Source organism: Bradyrhizobium sp. in8p8, assembly GCF_000426845.1.
Taxonomy (GTDB): Bacteria; Pseudomonadota; Alphaproteobacteria; order Rhizobiales; family Xanthobacteraceae; genus Bradyrhizobium; species Bradyrhizobium japonicum_C.
Genome location: NZ_AUGD01000005.1, coordinates 67,173 through 83,169 on the forward strand (window position 1 = coordinate 67,173; position 15,997 = coordinate 83,169).

Here is a 15,997-nt window from a genome sequence, read left to right on the forward strand (position 1 = left end):
CGGCGAGGGCTGAAGCCAGGACGATCTCGCATATCCACACAACACAAAGCGGCAGGGTGACGATGATGAATGCTGTGCGTCTGCTGTTCCTGGCCTTGCTGGTGCTGACGCTCACGGCGTCGCAGCCTGCCGCCGGCCAGATTCCGGAGATGAAGACCGGCGGCCCGGTGCCGACGCTGGCGCCTCTGGTGCGCCACGTGACGCCGGCCGTCGTCAACATCTCCATGCATGGCCGCGTGCGCGAGGACAATCCGCTCTATCGCGATCCGCTGTTCCGCGAATTCTTCGACGTTCCCCGACAGATCGAGAAGGAGGTCAATGCGACCGGCTCAGGGGTCATCGTCGATGCCCAGCGCGGCTACGTGCTGACCAACAATCACGTCGTCGAAGGCACCTCCGCGGTCCAGATCACGACCAAGGACGGCCGGCAGTTTTCAGCCAAGGTGATCGGCCGCGATCCGCCCACCGACGTCGCGGTGCTCCAGGTCCAGAACCCGGTCGGGCTCAAGGCGCTTCCCTTCGGCGACAGCGACGGACTCGAGGTCGGCGACTTCGTGCTTGCGATCGGCAACCCCTTCGGCCTCGGCCAGACCGTGACATCGGGGCTCGTCAGCGCGCTGGGCCGCACCGGCCTCGGCAAGCAGGGCTATGAGGATTTCATTCAGACCGACGCCGCGATCAATCCCGGCAATTCCGGCGGCGCGCTGGTGAGCCTGCGCGGCGAACTCGTCGGCATCAACTCGGCAATCATCTCGCCTGCCGGCGGCAACGTCGGCATCGGCTTTGCCATTCCGGTCAACATGGCGCGCAAGGTGATGGAGCAGATCATCGCCAATGGGCGCGTCGAGCGCGGCCGCATCGGCATCTCGCTGAAGGACCTGCATCCGTCGGTCAACAAGGGATTGAATCAAGGCGCCGTCATTGCCGAGATTGCTGCGGGTTCGCCCGCGGAGAAGGCCGGCTTGCGCAAGGGCGATGTCGTCACCGGAGCCGACGACCGCCCCATCCGCACCGCCGCCCAGCTCCGTAACACGATCGGCCTTGCGCGGATCGGGGAGGATGTGAAGCTCACCCTGTTGCGCAACGGCGCCCCATTCACCGCCAGTGTGAGAGTCGCGCCCGCGGTCCAACCGAGCAGCGCGCTCGCAGGCCCCAATCGCCTCCTCCGCTGAATCGATGCTCTGCGGAGGGACCGCAGGCGCGAGCGGCTGGCTCGTCCCTGCGATCGTCATGGCCGCTTCACTCAGGCCGCGCGGTGATCGAGCTCCCCCTGCAGGCTCCGGATCAGCCGACGCTCACGCTCAATGCGCTGAAGATAAAGTTCGCGCTCATGTTCGGTCTTCGCGCTTGCAAGCAGGAGCTCGTAATGGCCGATCACCTTCTCGCTGCCTCGAATGAGCAGGTCTCGCCGGCTGTTCATTGTGCCACCCTCATCGCATCAGCCTGCGCTGCGGAGGCGTGGAAGCCGACAGGGAAGGTCGTGGCGGCCAAGGCATCGAGCGCCGAGCGTTCTTCTGCGAGACGTCTTTCGATGAAATGGCGCTCCAGCTCAGTCAGCCTGGTCTTCAGCAGCCGCCGGTAGCGGTGGATGTTGTTGCGGTGGGCGCGGATGCGGGCCAGATTCTCATCGAGCATCATCGTCTCTCCAGACGGTCGCGTTGAGTCCTTTGATTTTCGAGGATGAGAAAGTCTCTTCTCGGTGGAAAAAATAGGCAGCGGGTCATCAGTGTCAAGACGTTCAGAGTGACGCTTGTCCTTGTCGCTGGCTGCTGAAGATCGATGATCAGCCAGACCGAAGTGTTCAGCGAACGGCTGGGTTCCGCCGGCGATTGCCATTTGTCGGCCGGCAAGCGAACCTCATGCGGCCATATTTGAGCAGGAGTGATTTCCCGTGAGGGAGGCGCTCCGATGACCAAAGCTCTGATCACTGCCGTTGCAATGCTAGCCTGCGTGCCCGCGAGCGCACTTGCGCAGGAGCGCGCCGGCGATGCGGCGCTCGGCGCCGTATCCGGTGCGGTCGTGCTGGGCCCGGTCGGTGCGGTCGCCGGGGCTTTGATTGGCTACACGGCCGGACCTTCGATCGCCCGCTCCTGGGGGATCAGAGGTTCGCACTCGGCAAGGCATCGGCAGCCGCCGCGCCGTGCGGTCGTGAGGGGCGGTGCACCCCGCACGCGCGAGGCGATGGCCGCCAATGGCCAGATGAGAGCTGCCGGCAATCCGGCGGCGCCGGTTCAGGCCGCGCCTAGCGTGTCGGCGCAACCGTCGGCACCGCCTGTTCAGGCATTCGACTGACGCCGCAGGCATTGAGCCGCCGCGCAGCCGATCGGCTCGGCGGGGCTCGTGTCTTCTTATCTACGGCTGGCCGAGGATCTTCTTCGCGGCCCGAAGGTGCGGCTTGTCGATCATCTGGCCGTCGAGCCGCAGCGTGCCGGAATTGGGATTGCTCGCGAAGGCCGCGATCACCTTCTCCGCCCAGGTGCGCTCCGCGTCGGTCGGCTCGAACGCCGCGTTGACGATGTCGACATGCTTGGGATGGATCAGCGCCTTGGCCGAAAAGCCGTCGCGCCGTGCGGCGCGCGTTTCCTGCTCGAGGCCGGCGAGGTTGTCGATGTCGGTGTACACAGTGTCGATCGGGGCGACCTCGGCCGCGGCCGCGGCCATCAGGCAGAGATCACGCGCCAGGCGATAGGGGCTGTGGAAGACGCCGCCGGAGGCTTTCTCGGTGGCGCCGAGCGAGGCCGAAAGATCCTCAGCGCCCCACATCAGCCCGGCGAGGCGAGGGGAGCAGCCCTTGTAGCTGCCGAGCCCGAAGATCGAGCCGGCGGTTTCGGTCGCGACGCAGACGATGCGGGTCGCGCCGACCTCGGTGCCGGAGGCGGACTCCAGGGCCTCGAGCCAGGTCGCGACCCGCCGCACGTCGTCGCCACCTTGCGATTTCGGCAGCACGATGCCGTCAGGCCTGCCCGGCATCACCGCGGCGAGATCGGCCAGCGTCATGCCGGTGTCGAGCGCATTGACGCGAACATAGAGTTGGTGCGGGCCGCGATTGCCTTTCAGCATGGCAAGCGTCAGCGAACGCGCCTCCGGCTTCTTCTCGGTGACGACGGAGTCCTCGAGATCGATGATCAGCGCGTCGGCCTTGCCTTCGCTCGCCTTCTCGAACTTGCGCGGGGAATCGCCCGGAACGAACAGCATCGAACGCATCAGACCGGCCTCTTGTGCATCATCGCCATGCGGCGGCATTTGCCGACGATCTCGTCGCTTTGATTGTACGCGTGGTGCTCGAACTCGACGATGCCGGCCATTGGCCGCGACCTGGATTCCCGCACCGACAGCACCTTCGTCGTAGCCCGCAACGTGTCGCCATGGAAGACCGGCTTCGGAAACGTGACGTCGGTCATGCCGAGATTGGCGACGGTGGTGCCCAGGGTCGTATCATAGACCGTCATGCCGATCATGATGCCGAGGGTGTAAAGGCTGTTGAAAATGCGCTGGCCGAACTCGGTCTTCTCGGCGAAATGCGCGTCGATGTGCAGCGGTTGCGGGTTGAGCGTCAGCAGGCTGAACATGGTGTTGTCCATCTCCGTGACGGTCCGGGTCAGCGGATGCCTGAACTCCTGGCCCACGGAAAAGTCCTCGAAATAAAGCCCGGCCATCGCGGTTTCCTCCCTGCGAAATAAAGGCGCGCTCTTGCCGTCGCGCCGCATGACCCTATGCATGGTAGACACACTTCCCAGGGAAATTCACGTATCTGTGCGCAGTTTTTCGAGCTAAGAACGCGGGCGAAGCAAGGCCGGGCGCAGCAAGCGGCACGCCCTGGTGTGGGGAACGCGAAGAGACGGGAGATAGCGCGGTCGCGGCTCCCGAGGAGGAGATCAAGGCCATGGATTTCGCGCTCACCGATCAGCAGGAAGCCATTCGCGACGCCATCGCCAAGATCTGCGAAGGCTTTCCCGATGCCTACTGGCTGAAGAAGGATCACGACGGCGGTTTCCCGCACGACTTCCACAAGGCGCTGGCTGACGCCGGCTGGCTCGGCATCTGCGTGCCGGAGGAATATGGCGGCTCGGGTCTCGGCATTACGGAAGCCGCGATCATGATGCGCACCATCGCGGAGTCCGGTGCCGGCATGTCCGGCGCCTCCGCGGTGCACATCAACGTGTTCGGGCTCAATCCGGTGGTCGTGTTCGGCTCCGAGGAGCAGCGCAGGCGCATGCTGCCGCCGATGGTCGAGGGCCGCGAAAAGGCGTGCTTTGCGGTGACCGAGCCCAACACCGGCCTGAACACAACGCAGCTCAAGACGCGCGCGGTCGCCAAGAACGACCGCTACATCGTCAACGGCCAGAAGGTCTGGATCTCGACGGCGCAGGTCGCGCACAAGATCCTGCTGCTGGCGCGCACCACGCCGCTGGAAGAGGTGCGCTCGCCGACCCACGGCCTCAGCCTGTTCTACACCGATTTCGACCGCAACAGGATCAAGGTCCACGAGATCGAGAAGATGGGCCGCAAGATCGTCGATTCCAACGAGCTGTTCTTCGAGGATTTCGAGATCCCGATGGAGGATCGGATCGGCGAGGAGGGCAAGGGCTTCGAGTACATCCTCGAAGGCATGAACCCCGAGCGCATCCTGATCGCCGCGGAGGCGGTCGGTCTCGGCAAGCTCGCGCTGTCGCGCGCGACCGAATACGCGAAGACTCGCGTCGTGTTCAATCGTCCGATCGGCAAGAACCAGGGCATCCAGCATCCGCTCGCGGTCAACTGGATCGAGCTGGAGGCCGCCTGGCTGATGGTGATGTCGGCGGCCTGGCAATACGACAAGGGCATGCCGTGCGGCGCTGCCGCCAATGCCGCGAAATATCTGGCTGGCGAAGCCGGCTTCTCCGCCTGCGAGCAGGCGGTGATGACCCATGGCGGATTCGGCTACGCCAAGGAGTTTCACGTCGAGCGCTATTTGCGTGAGGTCATGATCCCGCGCATCGCGCCGGTCAGCCCGCAGCTCGCGCTCAGCTTCATCGCGGAAAAGGTGCTGGGGCTCGCCAAGTCGTACTGAACGAGTCTTGTGGCGCAATCCGAATGTGGCGCCTATTCGGCGGCGATCCGCTCCATCGCCATGGCACGGAGCCTGGCGCGCTGGATCTTGACTCCGTTGGCGCTGTCCGTGACAGGAAAGGCGTCCACGACATAGATGCGTGCCGGGACCTTGTAGCCGGCGAGCCGCTCGCGCAGGTGCGCGACCAGCATCTCCTGCATTGGCGGCTCCTTCGCCGGGATCACGAACGCAACGCAGCGCGCCTGCCCTTTGAGATCGACTGCGACGATCTGGGCGTCGGCGACCCCGGCACAGGATTTGAGTTCGTCCTCGATTTCGCCGGGCGCGACGAGGAAGCCGCCGAGCCGCATCGCATCACCGGCGCGCGTCTCGTAGACGAACGAGCCATCGCCGCGCAGGTGGCCGATATCGCCGGTGCGGAAGAACCCGTCGGCGGTGATCGCCTCGCGCGTTGCTTCGGGGTTGTTGAAATAGCCGAGGAAGCGTGACGGCGCGCTGATTTCGATTTCGCCGGAGACGCCGCTGGCCGCAAGCTCGCCGGTGTCCGTGTCGCGCACGCGCACCTTCGCATCCGGCGACATCGGCCAGCCGCCACCCTCGATGCGATCCGCGAACGCATCGCTAGCGCGGGCGATGGAGAACAGCGCCTGTACCTCGCTCGAACCGTACAGGCCGTGAAGCGGCAAGCCGCGGGCTTCAGCTTCTGCCGCCAGTTCGCGCCAGCCGGGCTGGAACGCGGCAAAACCGCAGAGCTCGAGATGTGGAAATGGGCGTGGCGCATCGGTGTGCGCAAGGATGCGTCGAAACATCTCGTCGGAGCCGAAGGAATGCGTGATCCTGTGCTCGCGGAGAATCGCCAGGGCCGGCGCCGCCTCGAAGGCGTCGAGCGCGTGGACGGTCGCACCGGCTGCGACGAAGCCGAGCAGGCTCGTCATGCCGAATGTGCCGCAGAACGGCAGCATGGCCAGCAGCGAATGGCGCTGCGGATTGAGCTGGAGTGCGCGGGCGACGGAGACGGCGTGGGTCGCCAGCGTGCGCTGCGAATGCGCGACGAGCTTCGGCCCCTTGGTCGTGCCCGACGTCGTGTAGAGCAGCACGGGCAGGTCGATGTCGTCCTGAGCCGGCGGGGCTGGTGGATAAGGCCGGTCAAAGGCATCGAAACGCACGCAGGGCCAGTGCGCCGGGATCGCATCCGCACCAACCACAGCCAGCTTTTGCAGCGCCGGCACCTCGTTCTTGGCGATGCCGGCGAGAATGGCGGCAAAGTCGATCGAGCGGAAATTGGCCTCGACCACCATCAGCCTGGCGCCGGACAGCTTGAGCAGATGCGCGACCTCCGCGCTGCGGTAGCGCGTATTGACGGCCGCGACGATGGCCCCGAGCCGTGCCGCGGCGAACAGCAGCGCCAGCCATTCGGCCCGGTTAACCAGCCAGACCGCCACGACGTCGCCCTTGCCGATGCCTTGCGCCGCAAGCCAGGCGGCGGTCTGTTCGACCTTGGCCGAGAACTCCGCGCGCGAGACGGCTGTAGCATCGAATACGAAGGCAGGATCGGCGGCGGTCTCGATCCGGATCAGCGATTGCAGTGAAAAGTCGTTGGCGCTCATGCCACCGAACTAACCCGATCGCGCAAACCTGTCTACTTGGTGCCGAACATCCGGTCACCGGCATCGCCCAGGCCCGGCACGATGTAGCCGTGGTCGTTGAGCCGTTCGTCGACCGCGGCGGTCCAGATCGGCACGTCGGGATGCTCGCTCTGGAATTGGGCGATGCCTTCAGGGGCGGCGAGCAGGCAGACGAAGCGGATGTCGCGGGCGCCGCGCGCCTTGAGCAGGGACGCGCCGGCGCAGGCCGAGTTGCCGGTCGCCAGCATCGGGTCCATCAGGATGACGGTGCGGTCGGACAGGTCCTGCGGGGCCTTGAAGTAATATTCCACGGCCTGCAACGTCTCGGGGTCGCGGTAGAGCCCGATATGGGCGACGCGCGCCGACGGCATCAAGGCGAGCATGCCATCGAGGAAGCCGACGCCCGCGCGCAGGATCGGCGCCAGCGTGAGTTTCTTGCCGGCGATCTTGGGTGCCTGCATCGGCGCGATCGGCGTCTCGATGTCCACCAGCTCCAGCGGCAGGTCGCGCGTCACCTCGTAGCCGAGCAGCATCCCGATCTCGTTCAGGATCTCGCGAAAGCTCTTGGTCGAGCGGTCCTTCTCCCGCATCAGGGAGAGCTTGTGCTGGACCAGGGGATGGTTGACGACGTTGACGCTGCCAGTGCTCATGAAAGCGATCTACACGGTTCCGTGAAACTGCGCCAGATCGCTCCACCTGCCTTTATGAGATTCCTATAACTTCGCCCCAGCGATCTTCTCGAAAACCTATGCCAGTGGTGGCACCTCAGCAGGGTCAAGAGCGCCGGCTGGTGTCGTGGAAGTACACCCTTGATCCGTGCGCTCACCGGAATCCCGGGAAAGCGGTCGCCCCGACCATGAGGGCGCAACGAGGAGTATCGCCATGATGGACTTTCTGATGCTGGTGCTCGCCGTCACCTTCTTCGCCCTCGCGATCGGCTACACCTACGCCTGCGAACGGTTGTGACGGAGCGGGACCATGATCTTCGATTATGCGCTCGCCGGCGCCGTCTCGTTCGGCCTCCTGATCTATCTCACCTACGCGTTGCTGCGGCCCGAGCGGTTCTGAGGCCGTGCTGCTGATCGTCGAATTGCTGCTGGCCGACGCCGCGCTCGTCGCGGGCCTGCTTGCGCTGCTCCTGCCGCTCTTGCGCCGGACCCGAAGCCTGAAGGGTTAATGCCATGACTGTCATCGGTTGGCTCCAGATCATTCTTTACTGTGCGATCGTCGTCGCGCTGACCAAGCCGCTCGGCTGGTACATGACGCGAGTGTTCAACGGCGAGCACACGTTCCTGTCGCCCGCCCTGCGCCCGATCGAGGTGGGCATCTATTGGATCGCCGGGGTCGACGAGAAGCGGGAGCAGCACTGGCTGACCTACACGGTCGCCATGCTGTTGTTTCATGTCGGCGGCTTCCTCGTCATCTACGGCCTGATGCGGCTCCAGGCCATGTTGCCCTTCAATCCGGCCGGGCAGTCCGCGGTCGCCGAAGATCTCTCGTTCAACACCGCGGTCTCCTTCATCACCAACACCAACTGGCAGAACTACGGCGGCGAGAGCACGCTTTCCTATCTGACCCAGATGCTCGGCCTGACACATCAGAACTTCCTGTCGGCGGCAACCGGGATTGTTCTGGCGATTGCGCTGATCCGCGGCTTCTCGCGTGCGTCGATCCGCACCGTGGGCAATTTCTGGGTCGATGTGACCCGCTGCACGCTCTATGTTCTGCTGCCCATCTGCGTCGTGCTCACGCTCTTCCTGGTCTGGCAGGGCATACCGCAGACGCTTGGGCCTTACGTCCAGGCTACCACCCTCGAAGGCGCCAAGCAGACCATCGCGGTCGGCCCGGTCGCCTCGCAGGTCGCCATCAAGATGTTAGGCACCAACGGCGGCGGATTCTTCAACGCGAACGCGTCGCACCCCTTCGAAAACTCGACCGCGCTGTCCAACTTCGTGCAGATGCTGTCGATCTTCGTGCTCGGCGCCGCGCTGACCAACGTATTCGGCCGGATGGTCGGCAACCAGCGCCAGGGCTGGGCGATCCTGGCGGTGATGGGCGTGCTGTTCGTTGCCGGCGTCGCCGCCTGCTATTGGGCGGAGGCCAACGGCACCTCGACCCTGCATGCCCTGGGCCTGACCGGTGGAAACATGGAAGGCAAGGAGGTTCGCTTCGGCATCGTCGCGTCCTCGCTGTTCGCGGTGATCACCACGGCCGCGTCCTGCGGTGCCGTCAACGCCATGCATGACAGCTTCACGGCGCTCGGGGGCATGATCCCGCTGATCAACATGCAGCTCGGAGAGATCATCGTCGGCGGCGTCGGCGCCGGCATGTACGGCATGCTGCTGTTCGTCATCCTCGCCATCTTCGTCGCGGGCCTGATGGTCGGACGCACCCCGGAATATGTCGGCAAGAAAATCGAGGCGCATGAGGTCAAGATGGCGATGCTCGCCATTCTCGTCCTGCCCTTGATGATTCTCGGTTGGACCGCCATCGGCGTGGTCTATCCGGCGGCAGTCGCCTCCATGGCGAACACCGGACCGCACGGCTTCACCGAAGTGCTGTACGCCTTCAGCTCGGGGACGGGCAACAACGGCTCGGCCTTCGCGGGCCTCACCGGCAACACCTTCTTCTACAATCTCACGCTCGCCAGCGCGATGTTCGTCGGCCGCTTCTTCATGATCGTTCCGGCCATGGCGATCGCAGGTTCGCTCGGGGCCAAGAAGTCGATCCCGCCCTCGATGGGCACGTTCCCGACCACCGGCGGCCTGTTCATCGGCCTCGTGACCGGCCTCATCCTGATCATGGGCGGCCTGACCTTCTTCCCGGCGCTCGCGCTCGGTCCCATCGTCGAGCATCTTGCGATGACCGCCGGCAACGTCTTCTGATGTCTGGAGGACCTCCATGAATATGGCAAAACTGCAAAAGCGCGCGCCGATGTCGGCAATGCTCGATCCCGGGATCGTGATGCCCGCGGTCAAGGCGTCCTTCACCAAGCTCGATCCGCGCTGGATGGTGAAGAACCCGGTCATGTTCGTGGTCGAGGTCGTGGCCGCGCTCACCACGGTGATCTTCCTGCGCGATGTCGCTACGGGCGGCGCGGGCCTCGGCTTCACCTTCCAGATCATCCTGTGGCTCTGGTTCACGGTGCTGTTCGCCAATTTCGCCGAAGCGGTGGCGGAAGGCCGCGGCAAGGCGCAGGCCGAGACGCTGCGCAAGACCCGCACCGAAAGCCAGGCCAAGCTCCTGAGCGGTGCAGGCCGAGACTACGAGCTGGTTTCAGGCACCAGTCTGAAGGTCGGCGACGTGGTGCTGGTCGAGGCCGGCGATACAATCCCTTCCGACGGCGAAGTGATCGAGGGTGTCGCCTCCGTCAACGAGGCCGCCATTACCGGTGAGTCCGCGCCCGTGATCCGCGAGTCCGGCGGCGACCGTTCGGCGGTGACAGGCGGCACCCAGGTCCTGTCCGACTGGATCCGAGTGCGCATTACCGCCGCGCAGGGCTCGACCTTCATCGACCGCATGATCAAACTGGTCGAGGGGGCAGAACGCCAGAAGACGCCGAACGAGATCGCGCTCAACATCCTGCTGGCCGGCCTCACCATCGTCTTCGTGTTCGCGACGGTGACGATCCCGAGCTATGCCGCCTATGCGGGCGGCTCGATCTCGGTCATCGTGCTGGTGGCGCTGTTCGTGACGCTGATACCGACCACCATCGGCGCGCTGTTGTCCGCGATCGGCATCGCCGGCATGGACCGCCTGGTGCGCTTCAACGTGCTGGCGATGTCCGGCCGCGCGGTCGAAGCCGCCGGCGATGTCGACACGCTGCTGCTCGACAAGACCGGCACCATCACGCTCGGCAACCGGCAGGCCACAGCGTTCCGTCCCGTCCGTGGCGTCACCGAGCAGGAGATGGCGGACGCCGCCCAGCTCGCTTCGCTCGCCGACGAGACGCCGGAAGGCCGCTCCATCGTCGTACTGGCCAAGGAGAAATACGGCATCCGCGGCCGCGACATGACCGAGCTGGGCGCGAACTTCGTGCCGTTCACGGCGCAGACCCGCATGAGCGGCGTCGACGCTGCCGGCTCATCAGTGCGCAAGGGCGCCATCGATGCCATCCTCAACTATGTCGGCGGCGGCGCCCCGACCGCGGTCGCGTCGGGCAACACGGCGCGGGTGGTGCAGCCTGCCGCGCTCTCCGAGCTCGGCCGCGAGATCCAGGCCATTGCCGATGACGTGTCGAAGTCCGGCGGCACGCCGCTGGCGGTCGCCAGAGACGGCAGGCTGCTCGGGATCGTCCAGCTCAAGGACATCGTCAAGGGAGGTATTCGCGAGCGCTTCGCGGAGCTGCGCCGCATGGGCATCCGCACCATCATGATCACCGGCGACAATCCGATGACGGCTGCCGCCATCGCCGCGGAAGCCGGCGTCGACGATTTTCTGGCGCAGGCGACTCCCGAGGACAAGCTCAGGCTGATCCGCGACGAGCAGGCCAATGGCAAGCTGGTCGCCATGTGCGGCGACGGCACCAATGACGCGCCGGCGCTCGCCCAGGCCGACGTCGGTGTCGCCATGAATACCGGCACGCAAGCCGCCCGCGAGGCCGGCAACATGGTCGACCTCGACTCCAACCCGACCAAGCTGATCGAGGTGGTCGAGATCGGCAAGCAGCTCCTGATGACCCGGGGTGCGCTGACGACGTTCTCGATCGCCAACGACGTCGCGAAGTATTTTGCGATCATCCCGGCGATGTTCCTGGCGTTCTACCCGCAGCTGAACGTGCTCAACGTCATGAACCTGTCGAGCCCGCAGAGTGCCATCCTGTCGGCGATCATCTTCAATGCGCTCGTTATCGTCGCGCTGATCCCGCTCGCCCTGAAAGGCGTTGCCTATCGTGCGGTCGGAGCCGGTGCGCTGCTCCGCCGTAACCTCTTGATCTATGGGCTTGGCGGCATCGTCATTCCCTTCATCGGTATCAAGGCGATCGACGTTGTCGTGACCGCCTTGCACTTGGCTTGAGTCCGTTGTCTCGAACGAAGCGAAACCGCATCTCTCGGTCGTCATTCCGGGGCGATGCGTAGCATCGAACCCGGAATCTCGAGATTCCGGGTCTGGTCCTTCGGACCATCCCGGAATGACCGGGGTACGAGAATTGGAGACCCAACATGTTCAGAGAAATCCGCCCCGCCATCGTCCTGTTGCTGGCGCTCACTGCCATCACCGGCATCGCCTATCCGATCGCGATGACCGCCATTGCCGGCACGTTGTTTCCCGTACAGGCGCAGGGCAGCCTGATCGAGAAGGACGGCAAGGTGATCGGCTCCGCCCTGATCGGGCAGGAGTTCAGGGACGGAAAATACTTCCATGGCCGCCCCTCGGCGACGCTGGCGCCGGACCCCAATGACTCGGCAAAGACGGTGCCGGCGCCCTACAATGCCGGCAGTTCGGGCGGCTCGAACCTCGGCCCGACCAGCAAGGCGCTGGCCGACCGGCTGAAGCAGGATGTGGACAAGCTCAGGGGCGAGAATCCGAACGCGGCCGTGCCGGTCGACCTGGTGACGACCTCGGCCAGCGGCCTCGATCCGAACATCTCGCCGGACGCGGCGCAATTCCAGGTGCCACGCGTGGCGAAGGCGCGCAATCTGTCTGAGGATCGGGTCAAGCAGTTGGTGAGTGCCAACACCGAAGGCCGTCTGCTCGGCCTGCTCGGCGAACCCAGGGTCAACGTTCTGGCGCTGAATCTCGCGCTCGATCGCATGGCCGCGAAGTAGCAGTCTAGGCTCGCGGCGCGCGCATGATTATATTCGCATAATGGTCCGAGAGCGCCGCGATCCCGAACAACGTCCGTCGCCCGAGGCGCTGCTGGAAGCCGCGCGCCGGGAGGAGGGCGCGAGCGGCAAGCTGAAGATCTTCGTCGGCGCCGCCCCTGGCGTCGGCAAGACTTACGAGATGCTGCAGAGCGCCCATGCCAAGCGAAGGGCCGGCGTCGACGTGGTGATCGGATTTGTCGAGACCCACGGCCGCGCCGAGACCGAGGCGCTGGTGCGCGGCCTGGAAGCGGTGCCGCGCAAGCGGCTGGATTACCGCGGCCAGATCGTCGAGGAGATGGACCTCGACGCCGTGATCGCGCGGCGGCCGCAGATCGCCCTGGTCGACGAGCTCGCCCACACCAACGCCGCGGGCAGCCGCCATCCCAAGCGTTATCTCGATGTCGAGGAGTTGCTGTCGCACGGCATCGACGTCTACACCGCCGTCAACATCCAGCACATCGAGAGCCTGAACGACGTCGTTGCCCAGATCACCCATGTCCGGGTCCGCGAGACGGTACCCGACTCCGTGTTCGACCGTGCCGATGCGATCGAGCTGATCGACCTGACGCCGGACGATCTGATCCAGCGGCTGAAGGAGGGCAAGGTCTATGTGCCCAAGCAGGCCGAGCGGGCGCTGGAGCATTATTTCTCGCCGGGAAATCTCACCGCGCTGCGCGAGCTCGCACTGCGGCGCACCGCCGAACGGGTCGACGAGCAGCTTCTCAACCACATGCAGGCGAATGCAATTGCCGGGCCCTGGGCCGCGGGCGAGCGCATCCTCGTCTGCGTCAGCGAGGATGCACGCGCGGCCGGCCTCGTGCGCTACACGAAGCGGCTGGCGGACCGGCTGCATGCGCCGTTCACCGCGGTGTCGATCGAGACGCGGCGATCCCTGCAATTGTCCGACGAGGAGCGCGACCGGCTGGCCGATACGCTGCGCCTCGCGGAATCGCTCGGTGGCGAAGCGCTGACGATTCCCGCGGTCGGGCGCCGCATCGCCGACGACGTCGTCAGTTTCGCGCAAGGCAACAACGTCACCCAGATCGTGATCGGCAAGTCGAGCCGCTCGCGCTGGTTCGAGATGACTCGCGGCTCCGTGGTGCACGATTTGGTGCGCCGTGCCGGCAACATCACGGTCCATGTCATCGCGGGCGACGAACTGCCGGGCGAAGCGCCGCCCAAGACGGAGGTGCAGACCGCTGCACGATCGGAGCCCTTCGATCCGCTGCCTTACCTGAAGGCGCTCGGCATCGTGCTGATCGGTCTCGGCGCAGCGAAACTGCTCCAGCCGCGCTTCGGCATCGAGAACGTCGACCTCGTGCTGCTGACGGCTGTGGTCACGGTTGCGGTCCGCTACGGGCTGTGGCCTTCGCTGCTTGCGACGGTCGCCGCCTCGCTGTCCTACAATTTCTTTTTCCTGCCGCCGCTCTACACCTTCACGATCACCGACCCGACCAATGTCGCCGCCTTCCTGCTGTTCCTGGGCGTGGCGATAATCGTCTCCAACGTCGCCGCGCGCGTGCGCATCCAGGCCGATACCGCGATCGGCCGGATCCGGATGACCGAGCAGCTCCATGCCTTCAGCCGCAAGCTCGCCGGCACGGCCACGCTCGACGACGTGCTGTGGGCAACCGCCTACCAGATCGCGTTGATGCTGAAGGTCCGCGTGGTCCTGCTGCTGCCGGACGAAGGCCTGCTCACGGTGAAATCAGGCTATCCGCCCGAAGACGAGCTCGATCAGGCCGATCTCGCCGCGGCCAACTGGGCCTGGAGCAACGATCGCCCGGCCGGTCGGGGCTCGGACACGCTGCCGGGCGCAAGACGGCTGTTCCTGCCGATGCGCACCGGGCGCGGCCCGATCGGGGTGACCGGCATCGACGACGACCGCAGCGGCCCGCTGCTGACGCCGGACCAGCGCCGGCTGCTCGATGCGCTGGTCGATCAGGGCGCTCTCGCGATCGAGCGCGTGCTGCTGGTCGAGGACATGGATCGCGTCAAGCGCACCGTGGAATCCGAGCGGCTGCGGTCGGCACTGTTGACCTCGATCTCGCACGACCTGAAGACGCCGCTCGCCTCGGTGCTGGGCGCGGCCTCCACCATGCGCGATCTCGCCGGCGCGCTCTCCGACACCGAGAAGCGCGACCTGCTCGCCACCGTGATCGACGAATCCGAGCGGCTCAACCGTTTCATCGCCAATCTGCTGGACATGACCAAGCTCGAATCCGGCGCAATCGTGCCCAACGCGGCGCTGCACGATCTCAGCGAGATCGTCGGCAGTGCGCTGCGGCGCGCCAGCAAGATTCTCAACCGCCACAAGGTCGAGCTGGCGCTGGCCGCCGATCTGCCGATGCTCCAGCTCGATGCCGTGCTGTTCGAGCAGGTGCTGTTCAATCTGCTCGACAATGCCGCCAAATATTCGCCGCCCGAGACCACGATTTCGATCCGCGGCCGGCGCGACCGCGCCCATGTCGTGCTCGAGATCGCCGACGAGGGAGCCGGCATTCCACCTGACGAACTCGAGAACGTGTTCGACAAGTTCTACCGCGTGCAGAAGGGCGATCACGTCCGCCCCGGCACCGGGCTCGGACTCGCCATCTCCCGCGGCTTCGTCGAGGCGATGGGCGGGACGATCTCCGCGGCCAATCGCTGCGGGAGGAGCGGCGCGGTCCTCACCATTCGCCTGCCCGTTCCGGCAGAAAGCCACGCATTGGATACCGCCGCATGAGCGCTGCTCCGATCAAGGTCCTGGTCATCGACGACGAGCCGCCGATCCGCAAATTGCTGCGGATGGGGCTGACGACGCAAGGATACGAGATCCTCGAGGCGTCGAACGGCAAGGCCGCGCTGGAGAAGCTGGCCGAAGAGCCGGCACTGATCATCCTCGATCTCGGCCTGCCCGACGTTCAGGGACATGAGCTGCTTCGCACCATCCGCACCCGCAACGAAGGCGTACCGATCGTGGTGCTGTCGAGCCGCGGCGACGAAGCCGGCAAGGTCCAGGCGCTCGATCTCGGCGCAGACGACTATCTCACCAAGCCGTTCGGCATGGAGGAGCTGCTGGCGCGCCTGCGCGCTGCGCTGCGCCATCAACTTCAGGTCAAGGGCGAGCGCCCGGTGTTTCGCGCCGGCGATCTGTCGGTCGATCTCGTCCGCCGTATCGTCAAGGTCGGGGATCGCGACGTGAAGCTCTCGCCGAAGGAATACGACCTGTTGCGCGTGCTGGTGCAGCATGCCGGCAAGGTGCTCACCCACCGCTTCCTGCTCAGGGAGCTCTGGGACGAGCTGACGGACGCGCAGTACTTGCGCGTCTATGTCCGCCAGCTGCGCCAGAAGATCGAGGCCGATCCGGAGAGGCCGCAATACGTGCTGACCGAGACGGGGATCGGGTACCGGCTGAAGGCGGGGGATTGAGTCCCGCTGTCATTCCGCGGCGTGGCGCGCGTCAGCGCGAGCCCGGAATCCATTTCTCCGCCCGTCGCGCTCGGCATGGATTCCGGGCTCGACGCTTCGCATCG

At 65.5% G+C, this 15,997-nt stretch carries 16 protein-coding genes; 10 read left to right on the plus strand and 6 right to left on the minus strand.

Features of this window, described 5'->3' with window-relative positions:
• The first annotated feature begins 65 nt into the window (after positions 1 to 65).
• A complete protein-coding gene (locus K408_RS0115045; protein ID WP_029674074.1) occupies positions 66 to 1,172 on the plus strand; it encodes a trypsin-like peptidase domain-containing protein in 1,107 nt (368 codons plus the stop codon).
• Positions 1,173 to 1,243: 71 nt separating this feature from the next.
• On the opposite strand, the gene K408_RS42735 is transcribed toward K408_RS0115045, so the two are convergent.
• Entirely contained in the window at positions 1,244 to 1,420 is a 177-nt protein-coding gene (locus K408_RS42735) for a hypothetical protein (RefSeq protein ID WP_196232370.1), read from the minus strand.
• A complete protein-coding gene (locus tag K408_RS44305; RefSeq protein WP_433994138.1) occupies positions 1,417 to 1,836 on the minus strand; it encodes a hypothetical protein in 420 nt (139 codons plus the stop codon). Before K408_RS44305 ends, K408_RS42735 begins: the two co-directional genes overlap by 4 nt.
• A 72-nt stretch (positions 1,837 to 1,908) precedes the next feature.
• Here K408_RS44305 and K408_RS0115065 point away from each other — a divergent pair, with 72 nt between their 5' ends.
• Positions 1,909 to 2,292, plus strand: a complete 384-nt coding sequence (locus K408_RS0115065) for a hypothetical protein (protein WP_024339385.1) — start codon at positions 1,909 to 1,911, stop codon at positions 2,290 to 2,292.
• Positions 2,293 to 2,352: 60 nt separating this feature from the next.
• Here K408_RS0115065 and K408_RS0115070 read toward each other — a convergent pair whose 3' ends face one another.
• Both K408_RS0115070 and K408_RS0115075 read right to left on the minus strand, forming a co-directional pair.
• Positions 2,353 to 3,204, minus strand: coding sequence for an HpcH/HpaI aldolase/citrate lyase family protein (locus K408_RS0115070; protein WP_024339386.1), 852 nt, complete (start codon positions 3,202 to 3,204; stop codon positions 2,353 to 2,355).
• Positions 3,204 to 3,707 (minus strand): MaoC family dehydratase, encoded by a 504-nt coding sequence (locus K408_RS0115075; protein ID WP_349509762.1) that lies wholly within the window; start codon positions 3,705 to 3,707, stop codon positions 3,204 to 3,206. The genes K408_RS0115070 and K408_RS0115075 overlap by 1 nt, the downstream gene beginning before the upstream one ends.
• A 176-nt stretch (positions 3,708 to 3,883) precedes the next feature.
• On the opposite strand from K408_RS0115075, the gene K408_RS0115080 reads away from it, so the two are divergent.
• On the plus strand, positions 3,884 to 5,050 hold the full coding sequence (locus tag K408_RS0115080) for an acyl-CoA dehydrogenase family protein (protein WP_024339388.1): 1,167 nt from the start codon (positions 3,884 to 3,886) through the stop codon (positions 5,048 to 5,050).
• A 32-nt stretch (positions 5,051 to 5,082) separates the two neighbouring features.
• Here K408_RS0115080 and K408_RS0115085 read toward each other — a convergent pair whose 3' ends face one another.
• Entirely contained in the window at positions 5,083 to 6,657 is a 1,575-nt protein-coding gene (locus K408_RS0115085; RefSeq protein WP_024339389.1) for an AMP-binding protein, read from the minus strand.
• 32 nt (positions 6,658 to 6,689) lie between these two features.
• On the minus strand, positions 6,690 to 7,325 hold the full coding sequence (upp, locus tag K408_RS0115090) for a uracil phosphoribosyltransferase (RefSeq protein WP_024339390.1): 636 nt from the start codon (positions 7,323 to 7,325) through the stop codon (positions 6,690 to 6,692).
• A gap of 166 nt (positions 7,326 to 7,491) precedes the next feature.
• Between upp and K408_RS42095 the strand changes: the two genes are divergently transcribed.
• From K408_RS42095 to K408_RS0115130, 7 genes are all read left to right on the plus strand, one after another.
• Entirely contained in the window at positions 7,492 to 7,641 is a 150-nt protein-coding gene (locus K408_RS42095) for a hypothetical protein (RefSeq protein ID WP_155248438.1), read from the plus strand.
• 12 nt (positions 7,642 to 7,653) lie between these two features.
• A complete protein-coding gene (locus K408_RS38080; RefSeq protein ID WP_035698142.1) occupies positions 7,654 to 7,743 on the plus strand; it encodes a K(+)-transporting ATPase subunit F in 90 nt (29 codons plus the stop codon).
• 113 nt (positions 7,744 to 7,856) lie between these two features.
• Positions 7,857 to 9,560: a potassium-transporting ATPase subunit KdpA gene (gene kdpA / locus K408_RS0115110; RefSeq protein ID WP_024339391.1), complete on the plus strand. Its 1,704-nt coding sequence runs from the start codon at positions 7,857 to 7,859 to the stop codon at positions 9,558 to 9,560.
• A 16-nt stretch (positions 9,561 to 9,576) separates the two neighbouring features.
• Positions 9,577 to 11,691 carry a potassium-transporting ATPase subunit KdpB gene (gene kdpB / locus K408_RS0115115; protein ID WP_024339392.1) on the plus strand — a complete coding sequence of 705 codons (2,115 nt, stop codon included), beginning with the start codon at positions 9,577 to 9,579 and terminating at the stop codon, positions 11,689 to 11,691.
• 146 nt (positions 11,692 to 11,837) lie between these two features.
• Positions 11,838 to 12,443 (plus strand): K(+)-transporting ATPase subunit C, encoded by a 606-nt coding sequence (locus K408_RS0115120; RefSeq protein ID WP_024339393.1) that lies wholly within the window; start codon positions 11,838 to 11,840, stop codon positions 12,441 to 12,443.
• A gap of 40 nt (positions 12,444 to 12,483) precedes the next feature.
• Positions 12,484 to 15,207, plus strand: a complete 2,724-nt coding sequence (locus K408_RS0115125; RefSeq protein ID WP_024339394.1) for a sensor histidine kinase — start codon at positions 12,484 to 12,486, stop codon at positions 15,205 to 15,207.
• Positions 15,204 to 15,893, plus strand: a complete 690-nt coding sequence (locus tag K408_RS0115130) for a response regulator (protein WP_024339395.1) — start codon at positions 15,204 to 15,206, stop codon at positions 15,891 to 15,893. The genes K408_RS0115125 and K408_RS0115130 overlap by 4 nt, the downstream gene beginning before the upstream one ends.
• Positions 15,894 to 15,997: the final 104 nt, after the last annotated feature.